Raw genomic sequence first — 22,998 nt, forward strand, 5'->3', positions numbered from 1 at the left:
TTTCCTTATTTCCAATTCTATTTTTTCAATTCTGCTAACTACTAAAAACTAATTCTGTAATTTCTATTGCTAATAGACCTATCATCGACCAATGGTTTATTTCTGAAAATACGTGATGAAATGCGACACTCAAAAGCAGTAACGCCATCGCTGCAATAAATTTACGTTTCATTATCGAACCCTCACTTGCTTCGACTCTTTGAAGCTAGAAAGATCCGATACAACCCATACATCTCCCTCTTTCGCACCTGACAAGACTTCGATATGACTCATGCTCTGAGCGCCCAGTTGAATAGGGATACGTTTTGCTAATTCGTCATTCAGTTGATAGGTATAACGACCACCGCTTGAACTTAAAAAGGCTCCACGTTTGACCATTAGTACATTCGGTTTATTTTCAAGTAATACCCGTGCTGACAAACGCTGATTTTGTCTTAATTTGAGAGATGAATTTTGAGTAAAACGAACCCGAGTTGTGACTTCTCGATTTCGGACTTCTGGTGATATGGCTGATAAAGCGCCCATAATTTTGTTGCCACCGATATTCAGTTCAACGTCCATACCTAAGCCGATTTCATCAGCATAAGATTCAGGAACCGAAAGCTCGGCTTCAAACGCGCTTAAGTCAACAACGGTAAGCACAGGCTGACTGGCTGCGATACGGGCTTTTTGTTCCACCAACCAATTGCCGATAATGCCATCCACAGGCGCTTTAATTTTCAGTTCGGTGAGCTGTCTTTCTAAGTCGACAACCACTAAGTCTTGCCGCTCAACCTCTAGCGATTTGTTTTTCACTTCAAAGGCTAAGCGTTCTTTTATTAACGCTAACTCTTGGCTCGCATGTTTATATTGAAGCTTGGCTCGATCAAGATCATCCTTGCTTTTTTCATAATCGATTTGTGAAATAAGGTTGTCTTTGATGAGCAATTTGGCACGGCGGCTCTCCCGATCTGCGGCTGACATTTCTACCTGAGCCATATCTAAACTACGCTGTGCAGCGAGCAGCTCACTACGTGCCGTAAGCTTTGTTCGCTCTAATTCACTTTTCATAGCCGAGAGTGCTGACTGCTGTTGTTGAACTTGGTTCGCTAATGATGGGCTATTGATGATCGCAAGTATATCGCCGGCTTTTACTTGATCTCCAGGCTTGCCCACTAAGGTCACCACACCTGCTTCAGTGCTATATAATACGGGAGCGTTGGCCGCCACGATTTTACCTGTAGCGGCAATATCTCGTGTTAAATTACCTCGGGTAATTGTAGCTAACCTGAGTTCATCTTTAGCAACTGAATGACTAGCTGACTCGCCACCAAAGCTTGCCCAAACGCCAACGATGATAGTGGCAATAATGGCAACAGCCCATAATGGTTTCTTCCACGGTTTATTCGATGAGGGAGAAAGGGTTGTATCTTGTTTGCTGGTATCTTGAATCATTACCACTATCCTTTTTTAACTTATGAGCTTGGGATAGCAGTTAATGTGCCAAATCAACTTTCAACATAAATAACAACAAGTTACATAACAATCATTAAAATTACAATTCAAAAACAGTGTCCACGGACACATCGTTATGTCCGCCATGTGTCCGCTTTATACCAATGATAAAGCTAAAAAAGATATGCGAAAGCGTGCCCTTTCTATTTTTGCCCCGTCAGTCTCAGTAGTCTCAGTTGCCTTACTTCATCTTCAGTGCGATTAGTAGAAGTAGGCAGTGCACTTTCAGAATGTGGCTGTTGATTTCCTCCAAGCGTTTGCCCTTTAAATTGAAACCCTATAGGACTTGGTACTATCTTTCGATTTCCGTATACCTTTATTCCATGACCGCCCATTCTGTCGGCGTATTCACGGTCATCACAATCATTAAACTCTTGACTAGTTCTACTTTGAAAGCCATTGAATCTCTTAAACTTGGCAACTGCTTCACTGCTTTTTGTTAGCGTTTCTCCATCAAAACCTGCAGCACCAGAAGCTAACTTCTTAATTTGTGCGCATTGCTCCTGATGCTCGTTTTCCGTTGGAAGTTTAGGTAAAGGCAGAGGTACAGGACGCTGCGTATTATCAGGAAATTCTGCGATATCTGTATCAGGAAGGTACCTTGTTGGAATAGGCTTGTCTTCTGGTTCATCGTCAACAAACGTTCCGTCATCAGGCTTCAGAGTGCTTGAAAATCTACTTATGGCTGTTTTCGTTAATGGAGTGCTATAAGTTACAGAATTATCTTCACTCGTTTTCTTAACACTTGTACTCGATTGATTGGCTTCTAGAGACTTATTCAATGCCATTCGTCTTAAAGCTGTATCTATGACCTCAGGGTGAGGATGTGAAGGTGCGTCATCAGGTAACGGCTCTTTTTCTATCGAGCTATGCTTTTCATCTAGATCGTTTTGTGCAGTTCGAGAATGAGCCTGGTTAGATGAAGTTATAGAATTTTTTGATTTAACTTCAACATAGTCGAAACCTTGCTCTTTTAGACGAGCTTCATATTCACTAAAGTTTGTTGTAGCAACTGTTCTTTCCGTACTCATCTGGGGTAACTCATTGAAGATAAGATAAAAATCATCTTTATTCACTTAAATAAAAAAATCCACCTAACAAATATCAACCCAATGCTTAAAAACAAAAAAGCATATAAAAATCAAAATGATGAACGTCATTAAATTGCCATTAATCCTTTTTAATCATATCTAAAATTTCTATTTGATGACTGTAACTCAACAGAAAATTTCCTTTGTGATATAGCCCCTTAAAACACTGTTTTTAATTTATCGCTCATAATTTTACACACTTGAACTTGGCAAACATTGGCGTTTCCTATAAGTTGTTAACCAATTTGTAACATTCTTCTCGGAGCAACTCTGAGTATATAAAACACAGGAAATAGTGTTATGGAAATACTTACTAGCTGGATTGGGGCAGTAAATGGCGTTGTTTGGGGAATCCCCATGTTGGTAGCCATTTTAGGCGTAGGGTTATTCTTAACCATTGGCTTAAAATTTATGCCTATCCTCAAACTTGGGACAGGTTTTAAACTACTTTGGCGTGGTCGTAGCCCTGAGCAAGGTGATGAAAAGGAAGGTGAAATTAGCCCTTTTAATGCCTTGATGACGTCTCTTTCTGCTACTGTGGGAACGGGTAATATCGCTGGTGTTGCAACAGCTATTGTACTAGGTGGTCCAGGCGCACTTTTCTGGATGTGGTGTACTGCCCTTGTTGGTATGGCTACCAAATTCGCAGAAGCCGTACTTGCAGTAAAATATCGTGAAACAGATGAAAATGGTAACCACATTGGTGGCCCAATGTTTTACATCAAAAACGGCTTAGGCAAGAAATGGGCATGGTTAGGTGGTGCATTTGCTATCTTTGGCTCTATCGCAGGCTTTGGTATTGGTAATACGGTTCAGTCAAATTCTGTTGCCCACGCCTTAGAATCTAGCTTTGGTATCGACCCTTTCATTACAGGCCTTACTATGATGGTACTGGTTGGTTTAGTACTTATGGGCGGCATTAAGCGGATTTCCGATGTTGCAGGTAAGCTTGTACCATTTATGGCAATTTTCTACATAGGTGCAGGTTTGTTTGTACTTGCCACTAACGTTTCTGAGATTCCAGCTGCTATCGCTTTGATTTTTGACTCTGCCTTTAATGGTACTGCTGCAACAGGTGGATTTGCTGGTGCTGCGGTTTGGGCTGCAATCCGTTTTGGTGTGGCTCGAGGCGTATTCTCTAATGAAGCGGGTTTAGGTAGCGCACCGATTGCACATGCTGCGGCACAAACTAAAAATCCTGTATCTCAAGGTTTGGTTGCCATGCTGGGTACTTTTATTGATACCTTGATTGTGTGTTCTATTACGGGCTTAGCGATTGTGGTATCTGGCGAATGGACATCTGGCGCTGATGGTGCGGCATTAACGTCACAAGCTTTTGCAACGGCTATCCCAGCTGGTGAGCATATTGTTTCTATCGCATTAGCTATTTTTGCCTTTACTACCGTATTGGGTTGGAGTTTGTACTCAGAGAAGTGTCTACAATATTTGTTTGGTGTAAAAGCCGTATTGCCATTCAGAATTTTATGGATTATCGCAATTCCTATTGGTGCTGTGAGTTCATTGAAGTTCATCTGGCTACTGGCCGATACCCTAAACGCGATGATGGCTTTACCTAACTTGATTGCTCTATTGCTTCTTAGCCCAGTAGTATTTAAGTTAACTAAAGAGTATTTTGCAAAAAAATAAACACCTACTGACGGGCAGTGATTACTGCCCCCTTTTACTTCCATTCGGTATAACAAAACCAGCAATATTACAATTCAAAATGATAAGCTTAATTTCTAACAGCAGTTCAGCTAATCATGTGATGCTCAAGACACAGGTGCGGCTATTTCACCCCAAGCTGACTTTTGACTCGATTAGCATTCCAATTTCCATCTGGGTCAATTTCCATCAGATCAAATAGTGCCTGAGATAAGGTTTGATCGATCAAACTAGTAACATTCTTATCCCACGAAATATCTGCAGCATTTTCTTGCCCTTTTCTTTTTATCCTGCATTGCTTAAGCATATTAATTTCACTACGAGCGCGAGAGAGGATATAGTTCGCTTTCGTTATTCCTGTTTCAGGACTATACCCTTCTACGATATAAGCATCCTCACCACCTTCAAGCTCTTGTTCTGTATCGTTATCAATAAGTGTTATCGAAGCTTGAGCATATAAGGGAACTAAAAATTGAGAGGGTTCTACCTGCTGTTCTTCAAGGCTTTCTTCAACAAGAGCTTGTTGTTGTGGAGCTTGTTGTTGTGGAGCTTGTTGTTGTGGATCTGCTTGTTGTAACTCGGGTTCTCCAGCTTCTTCATCAGAATCTGGCCCAAATACATCTTCTAATCCTTTAATATGAAATTTGAAGCTAAAATTACCTAGCCCCTTATCTTCAATATCTACTTTAAATAGTTCTGCATAGTCATAACAACTACACTCTCTCAATTGGTTAAAGGCAATCATCAGATAATGTAATTGTTCTACATTCACCGTCTCTTGTTGTGAATAACGTAATAACAAGTTGAGTTGATCGAAAACACGAGAGTAATCGCCGAAAAACCAATCACTGATCCGCTGCCAGACAGTTCTAAACTGCCTAGCTTCTGCACGACTTTGGGCATCATGAATCCCTTTATATTGCTCAGGAGTAATATCATAAGCCTTCAAAAATGGATTTCTATGGACCGCTACTGGGTTTGCTATTTCAGGCATAAGAAAGTCCCTCCTAACATACTATTACTAAAGATACATCCATCCTCTTAGCTAAGCTAAAAATGTGAATGAATTTTAATAATGTATTCACCTAGAGGCCATTCTCAATTAAAGACTTTTTGATTTGTTACTGCCTCTAGCCCTTAGCTTTTTTACCCATGATACCGATAAAAAAGATGCTGCCTAAAGCCGTGGTAATAATACCAACTGGCAACTCTTGCGAAGGTAAAATCACACGAGCAAGTACATCAACCCACACCATAAAGATGCCACCTAATAAGCCAGAAACAAGCAAGGAATTTGACTTAAATACCATTCGAACTAAGTGAGGGATCATCAAACCTACAAAACCTATGCCACCACAATTGGCAACCAAAACTGCGGTTATAAGGGAGCAAATCAATAATACGACCAACCTGAGCTTTTGAACCGGTACACCTAGTGTTTGCGCAGTTTCGTCTCCAAGCTGTAATGTATTTACCCAAGGTTGAAATAGCCATAGCGCTACTATTGAGCTGCTTACAACCAAAGTTGGCCACAATAACATTTCCCAGTTTGCTTGAGTAAAGCTTCCTAGCCCCCAAAACAATACCGATGCTGCGGCTTGAGGTTGAGCAAAGTAAAGCAATAGACTGCTAAATGCAGAAAACATAAAAGAAATCGCCACCCCCGACAACAGCATTCTTTCCACTTGGAGTTGCTGATGAACGCCAGCTAAAATTAAAACTAAGAATACCGACGCCGCAGCTCCAACAAAGGCAAAAGCAGTGATACCCAGAGAAGCAGCAAGGCTTGCCGATCCCCCAACAGAAGAAGCTAATATGGTAAAGGCAACGGCTCCAAATGAGGCACCTGAACTTATCCCGAATAGATAAGGGTCGGCTAAAGGGTTTCGAGTAACCGTTTGTAGAGTATGCCCTGTTATTGCTAGCCCAATACCCGCCAATAAAGCTAATAACACTCTTGGAAACCTAAGATCAATAACAATACGATTAATCAAATCACTGGAGGTTGGTGCACTCATCGCCTGCCAGACATTAGAAAGTGGTGTATCTACAGAGCCAAAACTTAAGGAAACAAATACACTAATAATGAGAAACACCACTCCTAAAATGTGAATAACTGAATCGTTTTTCATGCTTTCTCCTCTTGCTCTATTGTTTGAGAAAGCTCATAGCGATATTGAATATAAGGTTTCGCTGAATCAGGATGTTTTTGCAATTGGCAATCTACACCGAAAACATTTGAAATATGATGTTGGGTAAGCACTTGCTCGGGTTCATCATATGCCACTACTTTTCCTTCATTGAGTAATAGCAATTGATCACAAAACCCGCTTGCTAAATTCAAGTCATGAATGGTGATAACAACGGTAATAGACAAGCTTTTAATCAAATTCAGTAGTTGAATTTGATAACGAACATCCAGGTGATTTGTTGGCTCGTCCAAAATTAATAAATCAGGTTGCTGCACTAATGCTCTCGCAATTAATGCTCTTTGCTTTTCCCCACCCGATAATGTGTGAAACTGTTGTGAGTGTCTTTCAGTCAAACCTACTTTAGCAAGAGCATCTTCTATTACAGCTAAGTTAGGACGTTTAAATGACAGTAAAGATTGATGAGGTGTTAACCCCAAGGCAACTAACTGTTTAACAGTAAGTTGAACATTACTCGGAGTATCTTGTTGTACAACAGCAAGTTTGGTTGCCAATTCTTGTGGCGAATAATCATTTATCGATTTATCAAATAACTTAACAGAACCAGACCACCCCTTGATATAGCCGTATAAGCAACGTAGGAGGCTCGATTTCCCAGAACCGTTAGGCCCAATCACTCCCAATACTTTTCCTGTTTGCAGTTCAAAGCTAATGCTATCTAAAACTGGTGAAAAATTGGGACTCCATGAAAGCTGAGAGACCTTGACGGATGTTTCTGTCACAAAAGTAACCCTAAGTTATAGATTAATAAAGTTTAATTACTTCGAAATTGAACGCTAGTGTAGCATCTTTTTTCGTTATCCCGCCTATTTGTCCCTATACCAATGAGGAGTGCTCCAATGACAGAAATGACAACAGCAGCACAGCAACCACAAAGATATTCAACATTACTCGATAAAGCCGAAACAGTGGGAGGCGCGATGCTTAGCGGTTTGATGTTCGGTGGCGGTAATGCAGCCGCATTTAACGGTGGCTTAGCTATAGTTAAAACGTTACTTGATGAGGCGGTTTATAAAGTTGCTCCTGATGTTGCCAGTTCTGGTTATTATCGCTTTATATCAGGAGCTGGAGACGTGCTCATAACAAGTGCAGGCCCTTTAAAGGCAAAAGGTAGTGCTCAAGCTTTTGGGGCCGCGGCCACAGAAGTAGCCGCTAAACTTGCCAATCATCATGTTGATGAAGAAGATCCTTCTGAGTCAGAAAACACTAAGACAAGTCTTTGGGGCGTTGCTTTATCTGTGGGAGTAAGAGCTGGAATCGGAGCACTTTGGCAGCAACAACCACGTGCACTACCATCCTCCCCCACCTCACCAAATCCAGCGCAATATGCCGCCACACAAGGATCAAAAATCACTCGCATTGCAGCAAAAGTGCTTCTGGTTAAGGTTGCTGGTGACATTGCTCAGGTAGGAGACCCCTTCCGTAATACACAAAATACTAATGTCTAAGCAATAATCTGAGGTGAACCAAATTGCCAAGATAAAACTCATGACGACCATGAGTTCAATGCTCGAATTTTATGACTTCGCGTTACTGATCTTTTTAGCCCCAACGTTAAAGGTGATATTTTTTCCCAATTCACACATACAAAACCACCAACTTATTTTATTGGCCATTTTTGCGTCTGGATATTTGACTCGGGTTATTGGTGGTATTTGGTTTAGCCATGATGGTGATAGATTAGGTCGTAAGTCCACTTACATCAAAACAGTTGGTGTTATGGCGTGTGCCAGCTTTGGTATTGCATTGTTACCAAGCTACGCTCACGCTGGCTATGTCGGGTTATTAGGCCTAATTGTATTACGATTAATACAAGGTTTATCCTTAGGGGGAGAGATCCCTGGGGCAATTGTATTTGCTGCAGAGCATAGTGAACATCATCGTAAGGGCTTTACTACTGGGCTTATTGTTGCAGGTGTCACTAGTGGTAATGTCATCGCCAGTGGCCTATTACTTATCCTCACGAGTCATTTATCTCATGCTGACTTTTCTCTATACGGCTGGCGATTAATGTACATTACAGGAGCATTGCTTAGTCTTATCAGCCTTTATTTGCGACTTTCTATAGCTGAAACGCCCGTATTTCTTGCATTAAAAAAAGGAGTGATGGACTTTCCAGCCAAAGAGCTATTGTGCAACCACAAGAGTAAACTCCTATTAGGGACAATCCTTACTTCATCGCCAGCCATTGCTATTTCAAGCATTTATCAATTCAGTTACCTACCAAACGTTGCTTTATCTGTTCCGATCTCATTGCACAGTTTGATCCTACTGAGTTTTGTTTTTACTTGCCTAGGCGCGATAGTCTCTGGCTGGGTATCCGATAAAATAGGTCGAATCCCTGTGATAAGACTAAGTTGTCTGGTGATCTTTTTACTGCCTGTAAGCTACTCTTACTTTTTCAAGTACAGCTTATTGCTGGCATTCTTACCTCTATTAGTAAATTCAGCCTTAATCAGCGGCGTCTATGAAGCAACACTCACTGAACTTATGCCAACACATATACGATTTACAGGTATTGCCCTTTCTCTAAACCTCGCTTTTTCTGTAATAGGTGGTTGCTCACCGTTAATGACTGAATGGCTCAAACTTCACGGCATCAATTCGGCTATTGCGTGGATACCAGCATTGATTTCTTTTCCTTTGTTTATAGCTAGCTTTTATTGGAAAGATCATTTCAATCTAAGTTTGAATTCCAATAACTGATAGCCTGATTAGGATAACAAAAAACATCTAGTCTTGATTTCGGTCAACTTCAGAAAAAATAAAAAGCACATAATAGCTCCATGCTTTAAACCACACATAATAATCATTCTTGAGGTATAACCTATGATGAATAAACTACCAGTTTTCAAACAATCGGCAGTATTATTAGCTGTCCTCGGTGGCATCTCATCGGTACCCGTGATGGCCGCTAGCGATACAGGCTTTATCGATGGCAGCAGCACAAACCTAAATTTCCGTTATCGTTATGAAAATGTCGAACAGCAAGGCATCAAAAATCAAGCTGATGCTTCTACGCTTCGCAGCCGAGTTGCTTTTAAAAGTGGTACTTTCAGCAACCTAAGAGTGTTGGCTGAGCTTGATAATGTCTCTCGTATTGGCTCAGAGCGATACAATAGCGCCAATGGTTATGATAATAAAACTGGCTACCCTGTAGTTGCTGACCCTGCTGGAACGAGCCTAAATCAATTTAATGTAATGTATCAAGGTGATGCGGGCTCTGTCACTGTCGGTCGCCAGCGTATAAACCTCGGGAACCAACGTTTTGTTGGTGGTGTAGCATGGAGACAAAACGAGCAAACCTTTGATGGTATTCGTGGTCAATATGCTTTCAACGACCAACTATCGTTTGATTACAGCTATATATACTATGTAAACCGTATTTTTGGCCCAGACGGTCCTAAACGCGGTATGGATGGAAACTTTAACTTCATCAACGCTACCTACAAAGTAAACAAAGCGCATAAAGTTACTGGCTTTGCTTACCTACTTAAAGACGACGACTGGACTGATGCAAACAATACCTACGGCTTTGATTACATGGGTAAATTCAACTGGCTAAACGTGCACGCCAGTTATGCAACTCAGACAAATGGCGACTATGACGCCAATTATTTTGCATTGGATGGTACAGCGAGTGTTTCTGCCTTTAAATTTACATTAGGTATGGAGCAACTTGGTTCTGACGACGGAAAGTATGGGTTTAGCACTCCACTAGCTACTGCTCACAAATTTAACGGTTTTGCTGACAAGTTCTTAGGTACTCCAAAAGATGGCTTAAAAGACTTCTACGGTAAAGTAGCCACCAAAGTAGGCCCTGTAAAACTGGCTGCTTTCTACCACAAATTTGAATCAGTCGAAAACAGCCGTGACTTCGGTACAGAATACGACTTGGTAGCCAGCGCGAAAGTTCATAAAACCACAACTTTGCTTATGAAATACGCTAGTTACGACGCTGATAGCAGCAACACTGATCCTAAAACTAATAAAGATACTGACAAGCTATGGCTAATGGCTAATGTGAACTTTAGCCTGTAATGGCTTAGGTGCTTGAAGTAAAAACGGGCATTTTATTTGCCCGTTTTTACTGTCTCCCAAACTTAGCTATATTGGTATGTCTTCTCTATTTCATCAATCACGTTATAAAAGTCATCAAGCTGATCAGACGTGTAACCGTTTTTAATCAATATATTTTTATAAGCAATATACATTTTTTTTGTACTTTCATTATTGCCATTTAAAACGGCATCATCCATAAGATTAAAGAAAGACTTTCCATCCATATCAAATCTAAAATATAGCTTTGTGGCTAGGCAGAATAGCATCTCAACATCATACATCGTTGATGATGTTGCTATCGTCTTATAGCTAGCAATGATCTCTTCAGTTAGCTTGGGTCTGTTGCGTAAAACACAAGGCTCTGGAATATTGTTTAACATTGAAGAATTGTCTTTAAAAATATTCATAAAGTCGGCTTGGCTACAAAAATCGATTACAAGGCTGTACTTCCCTTGCTTACTCATTGAAAGAGCACTGTGAATCGAATTTCCATCGACAAACCACACTTCCCCAGCTCGCATATGATAAACAATACCATCTTCAGAGTTTAAACATGTCTTATCTGTTGCCAGAACTAAGTGAACTCTTTTAAAGCCGTTATCGAATTCTAAGTAGTCTTTATGAGGAAAAATGGTGCCACCATCAAATGATCTAAATATACGAATAGATCTTATAAACTGTGTATTAAAGTTGTTTGAAATCAAACTTGATATGTAAGTAAGGCTACGACTAAAGTCAGTTGGAATAGCTGGTGCATTGTGCTCTTTAGATTTTCCTTGGGCTTCATCACCTACTGAATTCCATAGTGTTAGTGTTCCCCAATTTCCCGCCGAATATTCCTTATATACCGCAGATAGCTGCTTTTCATCTATAAGCTTAAGTTCACTTTCAATCAGTTTAGAATTTAACTCTATCTTCCTTAATAGTTTTGATTCCATTTTACATCTACTCCTGTATCAAACTTCTACAATTTATGAACTAACACATAGAATTAAAAGCGTACGGGAGGATCATATGTACTGATGAATTCCTTAACCAAGACTATATAAACGTTTAGGAAAGCCATAGAGCGAAGTCTCACTTTGAGGTATACCTATTTGATATTCTGAATTACATTTAGCTTAGACTACTTTTTAATTTTTAATCAAAAACACGCAAACTTATTGAGGAAAAGAGGATAAGTAGTTACATGAGTTTTGTGCGGCTCCCGTAAAAACGGTCTTCCTCCATTGGAAATGGTTAAAATTTGAAAACGGGCAACTTTTCTGCCCGTTTTTTTATGACTAATGGTTACTGAACTTGATTTGGGTTACTAGAATGCCCACTCTTGTACAAACGCTTCGCCATAAAGTGATTCGTAGGTTACGTTAAATTTTAACTTGTCCATTAACTCCCACATTTGTTCCGAAGTTAAAGGGCAATTGACCGCTTTAATCACCATCTGTACATCATCTACTTTATAAAAACGGTTGATATTACCTGAGCCTCTTTGACAACTTTTCTTAACATCTTTAGATTTTATCTGCTCCCAAATATCAGCGGTACCTTTAAGCTCTTTATCTCCCCATAAGATATCAACATTAGTCACATTTGCAGGCCCTAGTCCTTGGTTATTAATGTACATACTTAATGTCATCCTACCTTTGGGAACCGGATCTGTATTCACTTCCAACGCCAGATGAGGGTAAATCGACAATTCATTGTGCCTCTTTAATAAGTGACCTTGCCAAAGAGTAGTGACAATAGCGCAAACCGCCATGAGTACGGTCCCCAGCGCCGTCCATTTCTCCCAATGAATTACTCGTTTTTTATTTTTCATTTTGATTTCCATATCGACAAAAAAGCTAAGTCAAAATGACTTAGCTTTCGGTGTGACTTATTGAACCTATACAGAGAAAGGGTAATTTATCGCTTCGTGATGTTCATAGCCCGTCACTTCAAAGTCATCCAAAGTGACCCACGTTTCAAGATCTTCAAATGACTTAATTTCAGGGTTGATGTGAAGCTGAGGCGATGCGAAAGGCTCACGCTTGACTTGTACATCTCGCATTAGCTGCAACTGATCTTCATAAATGTGAGCGTTAACTATCTTGTGGTATGCCTTACCCGCTTTCAGCCCTGTAATTTGCGCCATGATTTTAAGCAGAGCAAACACCTGCACCGCATTAAAATTACCACCCAGCGGAACGTCTTGGCTGCGTTGATAACTGTTTAGGTAAAGGGTGCCATCCAAAATAGAAAACTGGTGTTGGAACATACAAGGGCGAAGGCAGCCTAGATGAAATGAACCGGGGTGATAAAAGGTAATGATTTCACCTCGATTATCAATGCCCTTAGATAAGTCATCTACCACTTGCTTAATTAAGTCAACACTACCGCCATCTGGCTTAGGGAAATTACGAGCCACGGCTCCGTAAACAAACCCCATATCATCTTCACCTTTGCGATGAGGATTCGCTAACCAGACTTCATTATCGTTGGCGTTAGCATTCCATGTATTGCAACCAATTTTACGAAAATCAGCAGCATTATCGTAACCGCGCAAATATCCTAACAATTCAGCAATGGCTGCTTTCCAATAACTTTTACGAGTAGTCACCAGTGGTAGTTCATTGCGATCAACATGATAAGTTAAGTCGGCATTGATCACTGTAAGGCAGCGTTTACCTGTACGCTCATTTTCAACCCAAACACCTTCGTCGATAATACGCTGGCAAAGATCTAAATATTGCTTCATGACTGCTGTCCCTGCTTTCTAAAGATAAGATAAAGCCCCAATAAAATCATAGGAAGAGACAAAATTTGTCCCATAGTGAACTCACCTAGATATAACCCCAATTGGGCGTCAGGCTGACGTACAAATTCAACTAAGCTACGGAATATACCGTAACAAAGTAAAAACATCCCCGATACAGCACCAACTTTATCGGTGCGTTTACTAAACCAATACAGAATGAAGAATAACGCTACCCCTTCCAAGGCAAATTGATAAAGTTGCGATGGATGCCGCGCTAAAGGCCCTGCTCCCGGAAACACCATACCCCATGGCGCATCGGTTACTCGTCCCCAAAGCTCTCCATTAATAAAATTACCGATACGTCCCGCACCCAAACCAATTGGCACTACTGGTGCAACCATATCGCCTACAGCAAGAAAATTTCGTTTTTGGCTAAAACAGATATATACAAAGGCTAAAATTACCCCTATCAGCCCACCATGGAAAGACATGCCACCTTCAGTGATACGAAACAAGTACATAGGATCAGATAAGAAATAGTCGAACTGATAAAACAGAACATAGCCTATGCGCCCACCTAAAATCACCCCTAAGAAGGAATAGAATAACAAGTCAGAAACTTGATCTCGTGTCCAAACGCCATTGGAGTTATCGGCTTTACGGTTTAATAATACCATCGCAGCCACAAAGCCGACTAAATACATAAATCCGTACCAGCGGATAGCAGGTTCAAAAGTATGCCCAAAAATTTCGTATGTGCCTAAATGCAGCATGATGGGGTCAATATGGGGAAATTCTAATGCCATTATATTTTCGTAACCAATTAAAATTGTGAATAAAACTAACTGCTGAATGAACTAATTACAAGTTCAATACCAACAAAAAATAAAAACACAGCAAACACTTTTTTCAAAATTGGCGTAGGCCATGTCATTGCCGCTTTTACGCCCAGTGGTGCCACTAAGGTTGAAGTTAACGCAATACCGATTAACGCTGGAATGTAAATATAACCCGTAGTGCCTGATGGTAAGTCAGATACATTCCATCCCGCGATGATGTAACCAATGCTTCCTGCGAATGCAACACAAAAACCGGCCATACTAGATAGACCAACAGCTCGCTGCATTTTCTGACCAAAATAACAAAGTAAAGGTACAATTATGACCCCGCCGCCAATCCCTAATAAGCCGCACAAAATTGCTATCAATATCATTAAAACAAATAAAACAGGCGCACTTGGTAAACTGCGATCATTCGCTTCTGCTTTTATCGGTCTGGCCATATTGATAGCCATTAAAATGACAAAAACCGCAAAAAACTGTTTCATAGCTTCTGCAGGGATATGAGAGGCAACACTTCCAGATAACATAGCACCAATAAATATACCCGGAACCAGTACTTTAGCGACGTTCCAGTCAAGGTTTTGTCTTCGGTGATGAGCTGCAACGGATGAAAATGTCGTGAGAACCATGTTCGCCAGAGATGTGGCGATGGCAATCAATGGAACATAGTCGGCATTTACGCCCAACTTAGGCAATAAATAGAATAGAGCAGGAACAACAATCAGACCTCCGCCAATTCCTAATAACCCAGCCATAAAGCCAACTACAGAGCCTAAAGCCATAAATATAACAATGGCTAACCATAACGAATCCAATTAAACCTCACCAACCAAAGTGTAACTCCGCAATAATAACAGGCTATCTCTCAAAGCAATAATACTTATACCAATTACTGTAATGGGTATAAGATGCATAAACTGAAAGTTGGCTTAATAGCATCGTTGTATTTTTTGACAATAAAGGCAAAACGAGTACATATGTCACAATGACTAAACTACTTTTGAGTTATCTATGGCTTCATCTTCAGTGTCTAATGATTCTGCTTCACACGAGAGAATATCACCTGCAGAAATAAGCACTAAACATTGTGCTGAAACACTTTGCATAGGAGAAAAAACAACCGAAGTAAAGACTGAACCACCAAATAAAAATGTAGATAACTTCCATAACTCTCATACTGCCAAGCCCAAGAGTAAAAGTCCTTTTGACCAAAGTTATTCAAAATGGGATCAGTTTGAAACATCGTCAGATGAAGGCTCTGATGTTGAATCAGGCGATGAGGTTCAAGGCATTACACAACCAGAACTCGGTGAAATAATAACTGCATTAAGTCTCGAAAGCAGAAAAGTGTATTCATATAAAACAAACTCAAAAACGTTATTTGCTTTCGCACCACTGGACTCTAATACCCCAGAAAAAGATGCCAAGCAAGGAGCTCAACTTTTTGCTAAAGAGGTTCTTAAAGAAAAACTGGAAACTGAAAAAACGAATAAGCAATCACCCAAAACTTAATACCAACTGAACTAACAACCTAATTTTATTGATAAAAAAACTCAAAAAAAATATGCTCTCGATTAATCAGTACAACATACATCAATTGAGCAATTATGACCGCACCTGCATCTCTAACAACAGCACTCCAATCAGCTCAAGGGAATAATGGGGGCATTGATGGAACAAAACAAGAAACCCCAAATATACTGGGTCAACATGAGGTTTCCTCCTCCTCTTCCCCAAAAGCAGCTCAATTTCATAATCAGCCTACAGTTGGTAAAAAAATAACGGCCCAACAAGCGGCAGACTTAGCAAGAGAAGCGTCAGCAAACCCATTGACTAAAAGTTATTCAAAATGGGACAACATATTGTCTCAACCCGACACTGAACCAGAAACGAATGCCAAAAAAATCCCAACTGATTATGACCAAAAATCAGAAGGTGCCAGCACATCAAGTTGTTCCCATACCCGTATTTTTATCGCATTCGTAATGACGTCAGGCTCTCAATCTCCTGAGCAAACTACATAAAGAGTTGGTAATATGCTAACAACATTTATCGATTGTCTCTCTTCTAATTAAGATTGATGTCGTTTTTTATAAAGTAATTATCAATTAACTGTCTAACGTCGTTAGCACTATCAAGACTTAAACAATTGAGCAAAAGAACGGTTAACTCTGAATGTTTGACTCTTCTTAGTACATAGTTAATTTTAGGAATATTACCGTGATTCATACTGAGCTTATTGCAGCCCATGGCTAACAATAATACCGCTCCCATGGGTTCACTCGCTAGTTCACCACACACGCTGACCTCTAGCTCATGCTGACGACAGTCAAGCATAATTCTTTGCAGTGCTCGTAAAACTCCAGGGTGGTAGCTATCGTACAGCTCACTAACGTTGGGATTATTACGATCTACAGCCAGTAAGTATTGAGTTAAATCATTACTGCCTACAGACACAAAATCCACCCTTTGCGCGACTTGATCTAATTGATAAACCAAACTGGGCACTTCTATCATCACACCTACTTTGGGTTTAGGGATGACTTTACCCAATTCTGATTCTATTTCAGTGTGTGCTTGCTCTATGTATTGCAAGGCATTATCAATTTCGCTGAGGTGGCTCACCATTGGTAGCAATATTTTCAATTGCTGCTTACCATGATCCGCTTGCATCATGGCTCGCAATTGAATAAGTAACAAATCAGGGTGATCTAAAGATAAACGTATCCCTCGCCAACCAAGACAAGGATTCACCTCCGAAATAGGAAAATAAGGTAAAGCCTTATCGCCACCAATATCTAAGGTTCTCATCACAACAGGACGATTTGGCATCGATTGCAGGACTTCTGAATAAAGCTTAATTTGTTCAATTTCACTAGGAAAGTGTGACTGAAGCATGAATGCAACTTCTGTTCGATATAAACCAATGCCATCGGCTTCATTGACTACTTCACTTTTGATCCCGCCAAGTAAGCCTGCATTGACATACAGCTTGATCCGCCGACCATCTAGTGTCACAGTAGGCTCACACATTTCTTTACGGTAGCGTCGCTCTTGGGCTCGATCCGCTTTCACCAATGCCTGATATTCTCTAACCACAGCGCGTGAGGGAGAAACAAGTAAGGTGCCTCTATGTGCATTTAGGATCAGCTTTTTATCCGTTAAATCTGCTAATAATAATTTATTAACACCTACGACAGCGGGGATCCCCAAAGCACGTGCCATTATACTGGCATGAGAGTTAATACCACCAAATTCAGTGATGATCCCAGCTAGTTTTTGCCGTGGAAATTCAGCCAAAATTGTTGCATCGGCATCACGAGTAACAAGAATTACAGGCTTATCAAACTCCATTTTCAACCGATTCGGTTCAATTAGATGTCTTAGTACTTTCTGACCCAATTCTCGAACGTCATTCGCTCGCTCTTTTAAATATGGGTCGCTCATTTCAGAAAATTGTTTAATAAACCTGAATGAAACTCGACTTACAGCAGTCTCAGCTTTCCATCCGAGCTTAACCTCTTTTTCGTATTCTCCGCCAAGACTACTGTCATCAAGCAATAACTGCAGCGCTGAGAAAATGGATACCACATCCTCTTGTTGTTCTTGCTCAAAACGCTGAGCAAGTTCATCCAGCATAGTTCGAGTCTTGGTTATGGCTAGATGCAAGCGATGGTATTCAAGATCTGTATCTTCACTAACGGCATCTTGCTGTTCAATCGAAATTTGCCCACCTATAACTACTGCAGGTGCAATCGCAATTCCGGGAGATGCTGCCAACCCTTGAAGAATGACTTGCGTAAGAGGTTTATTCACTTTCTCTTTTTGCTGTAAGCCCCCTATCGCTAACGATACTTGAGCCGCTAAGGTCACTAAAAAAGCTTCTTCACTTTCAGTAAATTGTCGAGGCTCATGCTGTTGGAGGGTGATGACCCCAAGTACTTGCTTACGATGAATAATAGGGACTGAAAGAAGAGCACGGTACTCTTCTTCCATTACTTCAGGATAAGCTGTAAAACTAGGATGATTATGTGCATCAGCTAAATTAAGTGGCTCTTCACGTTGAACTGTTAAGCCGATTAACCCTTCTGAAATGGGCACTTTAACTTTACCAACCGCTGACTGTTGCAAGCCATCAGTAGCTGATAAAACCAATTTTTGATTTTCCAGAATAAAAATCGAACAGCACTCTGTGAGCATGGCCTCTTTGGTTCCAGTCACTAAGATATTTAAGGCTTGTTCGTAATTTACAGCCGCAGCCATTGATTGACTTATTTTTTTAAGCGTAGTTAACAATGGCGGCCTCCTTAATTGATTGAGAAATGACCTAAATAAAAGGTCTTAGCGTTTTTTAAAGCGCTTTCTTCCTCCACTAAAATCCCTTTGCTGCATTGCTAACACTATTGGCGCAAATTCTTTCATTACCTTACGGTACACGTCTCGCTTAAAGGAAACGACTTGCCTTACCGGATACCAATAACTAACCCAACGCCAGTAATCAAACTCAGGGTGACCAGAAGCATTTAGGTTAATTGCGTTCTCTGGGCTTTTTAATTGCAATAAAAACCACTTCTGTTTTTGTCCGATACAAACAGGTTTACTATCTTGTCGAATCAAGCGCTTTGGTAAACGATATCGTAACCAAGATCGACTTGAGGATAAGATTGTTACATGCTCAGGTTTAAGCCCCACTTCTTCATACAATTCTCTATACATTGCTTGCTCAGGGGTTTCCCCATCATCGACACCGCCCTGCGGAAATTGCCATGAATGCTGCCCAAACCTTCTTGCCCACATAACCTGACCGAATTTATTACAGATAATGATGCCTACATTTTCACGAAAGCCGTCACTATCAATCACATGGACTCCAAATATTTTGCAAATATATAAACTGATTGTTTCATAAAGTTAGGATTCCAGCAAATTTAGCCATTGTTATAGATTTTGGATAACCAATCCAAAATCTTCGAGTTATCAACAAAAAAATGAGCAAAACCTTTTTTTATCCACAAAAGTTGTGGATATCCCTGTTCGCAACTGTTGAAAACTGTGATTATTTCACCACTTTATTAAGTTCAAAAGAGAAAAAGCAAAAGACAGAAATACAAATAAAACCTTATAATTCAATCTATAAAACATAAAAAACTCTATCCATCATATCTCACACACTCGAAAAGAACAAAAAATAACCACCAAAAATTATTCACAAACAAATGCTAAAATATTTCATTTTTTATGCACAGAAAAATTATAAACAGGCTTTTTTTAGGTCAAACTATCAACGTTTTTACATTGACCAATTCGATTTTATGATCTAGGAGCATAAGTTATCCCATCATTCTGTGGATAACACTGTGAAAAGTCATAGGGTAATACTTTGGTAACTGGTATAACTTTAAATTAACTCTGAAAAAAGAACTTCAAGCCCCTTGTGAATTCACTCTCTTAGGGTTTTAACCAAATAATGAGAACTAACAACAACAAATAGAACATTTTTTAACCAAGGACAGAAACATACAAAGTTGTTACACTATTCATATTCGCTATCGTTCACTTTTCCTATCAATGAAATCTACACCTCAATCACTTAATGAACTTTTGCAACGAGCCGAAGCTATGGCCGGACTCAGTTTAGGAGAGCTAGCAAGTCTCAATCAAATCCCTGTACCGCAAAATTTAAGGCGAGATAAAGGCTGGGTAGGACAGCTTATTGAGGTTGAACTAGGTGCTGATGCAGGCTCTAAGGCTCAACAAGACTTTCTTCATCTTGGTGTTGAATTAAAAACCATTCCAATTAATCGATTTGGCAAACCATTAGAAACGACATTTGTTACAACAACGCCTTTAACAAATGTGAACAACTTAAACTTTTTCGAAAGTCTGGTTTTCCATAAGTTACAACAAGTACTTTGGGTTCCAGTTGAGGGTGAACGTGAAATACCCATTGCAGAACGCAGAGTCGGCACCCCATTTTTGTGGCAGCCTGATCCAATGGAACTAAAGCTATTAAAACAGGATTGGGAAGAAATTATGGAAATGATCGCCATGGGTAAAGTCGAAAGTATAACGGCAAGACATGGAGAAGTACTTCAGCTTAGACCGAAAGCGGCCAATAGTAAGGCATTAACAGAAAGCATTACAGAGGAAGGGACAATCAAACTTACCAACCCTCGTGGCTTTTACCTGAAAACCCAGTTTACCTCACAAATCTTAGCCAAAATGTTTGGTGGCTGAGAAAATTATCTCTACATCGTGATCAAAATCACGCCTCGCGCTGGATCTCAATCCCTATTGTTGACTAGACTGCGCAGCCTAATCAACTAAGTGAATTTTGGTCTGTGAGATTAGATCATCAAATTAAAAAGCTGTCTTTTGCTGTTATCGCTTGGATAATAGCCATGTCCGTATTTATTTTTTTCCGCTACTCCCATAATGCTGGTTTTCCAATTTGGGCCAATAGCGCTGCTGATCTGCAAATACTGGCAATTTGTGTCGGACTCATCTTTGGCTGTTTACATTGGTTATCCAATCTGATTGTGGACTACAGCTTCATCTACCGTCTACCTTATATCGTTTCATTGTTTGTAAAAGGCATCATTTTATTTGCTGCTGCAGTCACAATCGGTCGATTCTTCCAACATCTTGAACTTTGGGGGATCAGCAATCACGATACGACATTATGGGAGGTGGACGCTGCAAGTATCATTTATAGCGGTTCATTTAAATTATTCTTGGTGTACCTCATTTTTGTTCGGCTTAGCCTAGCTTTTGTCGAGCAAATGGGATTATTAGTCGGCACCAGAGAGTTAATGAATATAGCCATTGGCAAATACCACCGCCCTCTTTATGAACAACGCTTATTTATGTTTTTAGACATGTCTAACTCCACCACTAACGCCGAAAAACTTGGAGATTATCGCTTCAGCTGTTTAATTCAAGATTGCTTTAAATTACTCAACGAACCTGTAAGTAACAATGGTGCTGAAATCTATCGCTACATGGGGGATGGAGTATTTCTTCATTGGAAAGTAGATCGTGGAATTAAGGATGAGCGATGCTTACATTTGTATTTCGAATACAATCAAATTTTAAAATGGCATGGCGCTCACTTTAAGAAAAAATATGGATTTGTCCCCGAGTTTAAAGCCGCCATCCACTGCGGGCAGGTAGTAACCGCAGTCGTTGGCGTACAAAAGCGTGAGATCAGTTTTTTTAGCGATGTATTGAACACCCTTGCTCGACTGCAAGGACGGTGCGGCAAACTTAACCAAGAGTTGCTTATTTCATCAGCCGTAGCCATGAGACTTAATAAACAGCAATCAGATTTCATCATCGAAGATCTAGGTATGCAAAAACTCAAAGGCAAACAGCATTCCATGCAGGTTTTTGGAGTAAGCCGTCATCATATAGCTATAACAATAAACAAAAGTGAATAAGCTCTTTTATCTACTCCAATAATGACTTAACCTCGTCACCGATGCCTCTAAATGTCGTCAAACGACTGGACGTTTGACGCCATACAATGCCGATATCACGATAGGGTGCTTCTCCCGGCGGCTCTAATGTTTCTAGCTCAGTACCTTGTAGGATCCCACTATCAATTGCCATTTGTGGTAAAAAAGTTGCGCCCAATTTGCAGTTGACCATCTGCACCAAAGTATGAAGACTGGTCGCCGAAAAAGGATGCACTTTACGTGTGTCTTGTAGCTTACAAGCGCTAATGGCATGACCGGTAATGCAATGTTCTTGTTGGAGTAAAAAAATACTATTCTCTGGAAGGTTGCCATAATCCACCGGCTCTTTAAGACCATTAGCAAACTGTTTGTGCGCGATCATCTTAAAAGGATCAATTCCCACTTTCTTGGTATGAAAGCCATGAGTTTCTACTGGCAAGGCTAAAATCAGTAAATCCAACTTCCCTTCACCTAATGCCAGTAATAATTGCTCGGTTGTATCTTCTTTAATTTGTAAATTCAGCTCTGGATACTTTTGCTGACATTGCCCTAATAAACGACCTAATAGAAATGGAGCTATTGTAGGGATGCACCCTAACCGTACTTCTCCTGTCATTGGTTCACCTTGCTGCTGAACCAAGTCCACCAAATCCGTCACATCCGTCAAGACTTGTTGAGCTCTGGTTACCACTTCTTCTCCAGTCGCAGTGAACATAAAAGATTTATTATCACGCTCAATTAATTGCTGCCCAAGAAGTTCTTCTAAGTTTTGAATTCCGGCAGACAAAGTCGATTGACTCACAAAGCAAGCTTTTGCTGCTCGATTGAAATTCTGCTCACGATGCAAGTGGATGAGGTAATGCAAGTTTTTCAAACTTGGTAAATTTTTCATAAAGATGATCTCAATTTGTTATTTACTTGCGTAAATATTGGTACTCATGCCACTGAAATACTGGTTTCGCTTTTCAGACTAAGACATACTGGGTATGATGTACTAATTTATTCAAGGAAAGCAATCAGTAGCGATTGTTTTTCACTTATTGTTGAAATAGTTAAAAGAGGTAACAGGATGGCAGCAGCGGAATTAGACCCCATTTTGGATCTAAATACATTAGAGCAGTATTGTAATGCCATTGGAGCCTCCACCTTGCTGAAAAGCGTAGTGTTGTTCGAACAATTACTTCCAGAGTATCTAGATAACCTTGTTAAAGCGAACGAGTCTAAAGATAAAGACATATTATGTTCTGAAGCACATAAATTTAAAGGCGCGGCAGGTTCAGTTGGTCTGAAGCGTATCCAACAGACTGCACAGAAACTTCAACATGGTGAAGTACCCAGTTGGGATCAAGATAAAGACGTTTGGTTAAACTTGATCCTTGACCATTCAGCGAATGATCTTAAAAAACTCAAAGATTATTTAGAGTCAAAAGCATAATTACA

Annotated in this window: 23 protein-coding genes; 9 read left to right on the top strand and 14 right to left on the bottom strand. The window is 40.2% G+C overall.

The annotated features are described in order from the left end of the window. Nucleotides 1-34: 34 nt before the first annotated feature. The 3 genes from AC1EU0_RS08340 to AC1EU0_RS08350 all read right to left on the bottom strand — a co-directional run bounded on the left by AC1EU0_RS08340 (nucleotide 35) and on the right by AC1EU0_RS08350 (nucleotide 2,525). On the bottom strand, nucleotides 35-172 hold the full coding sequence (locus AC1EU0_RS08340; RefSeq protein WP_480301942.1) for a hypothetical protein: 138 nt from the start codon (nucleotides 170-172) through the stop codon (nucleotides 35-37). Further along, nucleotides 172-1,434, bottom strand: a complete 1,263-nt coding sequence (locus AC1EU0_RS08345) for an efflux RND transporter periplasmic adaptor subunit (protein WP_480301943.1) — start codon at nucleotides 1,432-1,434, stop codon at nucleotides 172-174. The genes AC1EU0_RS08340 and AC1EU0_RS08345 overlap by 1 nt, the downstream gene beginning before the upstream one ends. Before the next feature lie 203 nt (nucleotides 1,435-1,637). Then, nucleotides 1,638-2,525, bottom strand: a complete 888-nt coding sequence (locus AC1EU0_RS08350) for a hypothetical protein (protein ID WP_480301945.1) — start codon at nucleotides 2,523-2,525, stop codon at nucleotides 1,638-1,640. Nucleotides 2,526-2,885: 360 nt separating this feature from the next. Between AC1EU0_RS08350 and AC1EU0_RS08355 the strand changes: the two genes are divergently transcribed. Next, on the top strand, nucleotides 2,886-4,232 hold the full coding sequence (locus AC1EU0_RS08355; protein ID WP_480301947.1) for an alanine/glycine:cation symporter family protein: 1,347 nt from the start codon (nucleotides 2,886-2,888) through the stop codon (nucleotides 4,230-4,232). 142 nt (nucleotides 4,233-4,374) lie between these two features. On the opposite strand, the gene AC1EU0_RS08360 is transcribed toward AC1EU0_RS08355, so the two are convergent. The 3 genes from AC1EU0_RS08360 to AC1EU0_RS08370 all read right to left on the bottom strand — a co-directional run bounded on the left by AC1EU0_RS08360 (nucleotide 4,375) and on the right by AC1EU0_RS08370 (nucleotide 7,182). Next, nucleotides 4,375-5,244 (bottom strand): hypothetical protein, encoded by an 870-nt coding sequence (locus AC1EU0_RS08360; protein WP_480301949.1) that lies wholly within the window; start codon nucleotides 5,242-5,244, stop codon nucleotides 4,375-4,377. A 136-nt stretch (nucleotides 5,245-5,380) separates the two neighbouring features. Further along, nucleotides 5,381-6,382: a FecCD family ABC transporter permease gene (locus tag AC1EU0_RS08365; RefSeq protein WP_480301951.1), complete on the bottom strand. Its 1,002-nt coding sequence runs from the start codon at nucleotides 6,380-6,382 to the stop codon at nucleotides 5,381-5,383. Continuing rightward, nucleotides 6,379-7,182 (bottom strand): ABC transporter ATP-binding protein, encoded by an 804-nt coding sequence (locus tag AC1EU0_RS08370; RefSeq protein ID WP_480301953.1) that lies wholly within the window; start codon nucleotides 7,180-7,182, stop codon nucleotides 6,379-6,381. Before AC1EU0_RS08370 ends, AC1EU0_RS08365 begins: the two co-directional genes overlap by 4 nt. A gap of 117 nt (nucleotides 7,183-7,299) precedes the next feature. Here AC1EU0_RS08370 and AC1EU0_RS08375 point away from each other — a divergent pair, with 117 nt between their 5' ends. From AC1EU0_RS08375 to AC1EU0_RS08385, 3 genes are all read left to right on the top strand, one after another. After that, complete coding sequence (locus AC1EU0_RS08375; RefSeq protein ID WP_480301955.1) at nucleotides 7,300-7,908, top strand: hypothetical protein; 609 nt, start codon at nucleotides 7,300-7,302, stop codon at nucleotides 7,906-7,908. Between the two features lie 13 nt (nucleotides 7,909-7,921). Next, a complete protein-coding gene (locus tag AC1EU0_RS08380; protein ID WP_480301957.1) occupies nucleotides 7,922-9,166 on the top strand; it encodes an MFS transporter in 1,245 nt (414 codons plus the stop codon). A 123-nt stretch (nucleotides 9,167-9,289) separates the two neighbouring features. Then, entirely contained in the window at nucleotides 9,290-10,501 is a 1,212-nt protein-coding gene (locus AC1EU0_RS08385) for an alginate export family protein (protein WP_480301959.1), read from the top strand. 62 nt (nucleotides 10,502-10,563) lie between these two features. On the opposite strand, the gene AC1EU0_RS08390 is transcribed toward AC1EU0_RS08385, so the two are convergent. From AC1EU0_RS08390 to AC1EU0_RS08410, 5 genes are all read right to left on the bottom strand, one after another. Continuing rightward, complete coding sequence (locus AC1EU0_RS08390) at nucleotides 10,564-11,460, bottom strand: aspartyl/asparaginyl beta-hydroxylase domain-containing protein (protein WP_480301961.1); 897 nt, start codon at nucleotides 11,458-11,460, stop codon at nucleotides 10,564-10,566. A gap of 374 nt (nucleotides 11,461-11,834) precedes the next feature. After that, nucleotides 11,835-12,341 carry a hypothetical protein gene (locus AC1EU0_RS08395; RefSeq protein ID WP_480301963.1) on the bottom strand — a complete coding sequence of 169 codons (507 nt, stop codon included), beginning with the start codon at nucleotides 12,339-12,341 and terminating at the stop codon, nucleotides 11,835-11,837. Between the two features lie 66 nt (nucleotides 12,342-12,407). Continuing rightward, on the bottom strand, nucleotides 12,408-13,259 hold the full coding sequence (locus tag AC1EU0_RS08400) for a thymidylate synthase (protein ID WP_480301964.1): 852 nt from the start codon (nucleotides 13,257-13,259) through the stop codon (nucleotides 12,408-12,410). Next, complete coding sequence (lgt, locus tag AC1EU0_RS08405) at nucleotides 13,256-14,065, bottom strand: prolipoprotein diacylglyceryl transferase (RefSeq protein WP_480301965.1); 810 nt, start codon at nucleotides 14,063-14,065, stop codon at nucleotides 13,256-13,258. Before lgt ends, AC1EU0_RS08400 begins: the two co-directional genes overlap by 4 nt. Before the next feature lie 35 nt (nucleotides 14,066-14,100). Further along, nucleotides 14,101-14,916, bottom strand: coding sequence for a sulfite exporter TauE/SafE family protein (locus AC1EU0_RS08410; RefSeq protein WP_480301966.1), 816 nt, complete (start codon nucleotides 14,914-14,916; stop codon nucleotides 14,101-14,103). Nucleotides 14,917-15,112: 196 nt separating this feature from the next. Between AC1EU0_RS08410 and AC1EU0_RS08415 the strand changes: the two genes are divergently transcribed. Continuing rightward, a complete protein-coding gene (locus AC1EU0_RS08415; RefSeq protein WP_480301967.1) occupies nucleotides 15,113-15,613 on the top strand; it encodes a hypothetical protein in 501 nt (166 codons plus the stop codon). Nucleotides 15,614-15,708: 95 nt separating this feature from the next. Next, nucleotides 15,709-16,125, top strand: coding sequence for a hypothetical protein (locus AC1EU0_RS08420; RefSeq protein WP_480301968.1), 417 nt, complete (start codon nucleotides 15,709-15,711; stop codon nucleotides 16,123-16,125). 43 nt (nucleotides 16,126-16,168) lie between these two features. Here AC1EU0_RS08420 and ptsP read toward each other — a convergent pair whose 3' ends face one another. Both ptsP and rppH read right to left on the bottom strand, forming a co-directional pair. Continuing rightward, a complete protein-coding gene (gene ptsP, locus AC1EU0_RS08425) occupies nucleotides 16,169-18,397 on the bottom strand; it encodes a phosphoenolpyruvate--protein phosphotransferase (protein ID WP_480301969.1) in 2,229 nt (742 codons plus the stop codon). Nucleotides 18,398-18,442: 45 nt separating this feature from the next. Continuing rightward, on the bottom strand, nucleotides 18,443-18,964 hold the full coding sequence (gene rppH, locus AC1EU0_RS08430; RefSeq protein WP_480301970.1) for an RNA pyrophosphohydrolase: 522 nt from the start codon (nucleotides 18,962-18,964) through the stop codon (nucleotides 18,443-18,445). Between the two features lie 705 nt (nucleotides 18,965-19,669). Here rppH and mutH point away from each other — a divergent pair. Together mutH and AC1EU0_RS08440 are read left to right on the top strand one after the other, a co-directional pair. Next, the gene (mutH, locus tag AC1EU0_RS08435; protein WP_480301971.1) at nucleotides 19,670-20,338 is read left to right on the top strand and encodes a DNA mismatch repair endonuclease MutH; all 669 of its coding nucleotides are present in this window, start codon (nucleotides 19,670-19,672) and stop codon (nucleotides 20,336-20,338) included. Nucleotides 20,339-20,502: 164 nt separating this feature from the next. After that, nucleotides 20,503-21,540 carry an adenylate/guanylate cyclase domain-containing protein gene (locus AC1EU0_RS08440; RefSeq protein WP_480301972.1) on the top strand — a complete coding sequence of 346 codons (1,038 nt, stop codon included), beginning with the start codon at nucleotides 20,503-20,505 and terminating at the stop codon, nucleotides 21,538-21,540. Between the two features lie 10 nt (nucleotides 21,541-21,550). Here AC1EU0_RS08440 and AC1EU0_RS08445 read toward each other — a convergent pair whose 3' ends face one another. Then, nucleotides 21,551-22,450 carry a LysR substrate-binding domain-containing protein gene (locus tag AC1EU0_RS08445; RefSeq protein ID WP_480301973.1) on the bottom strand — a complete coding sequence of 300 codons (900 nt, stop codon included), beginning with the start codon at nucleotides 22,448-22,450 and terminating at the stop codon, nucleotides 21,551-21,553. Between the two features lie 177 nt (nucleotides 22,451-22,627). Between AC1EU0_RS08445 and AC1EU0_RS08450 the strand changes: the two genes are divergently transcribed. Further along, nucleotides 22,628-22,993, top strand: coding sequence for an Hpt domain-containing protein (locus AC1EU0_RS08450; protein WP_480301974.1), 366 nt, complete (start codon nucleotides 22,628-22,630; stop codon nucleotides 22,991-22,993). The last annotated feature ends 5 nt before the right edge of the window (nucleotides 22,994-22,998 follow it).

The sequence above is a fragment of the Parashewanella sp. 2210YD4-3 genome, from assembly GCF_056591735.1.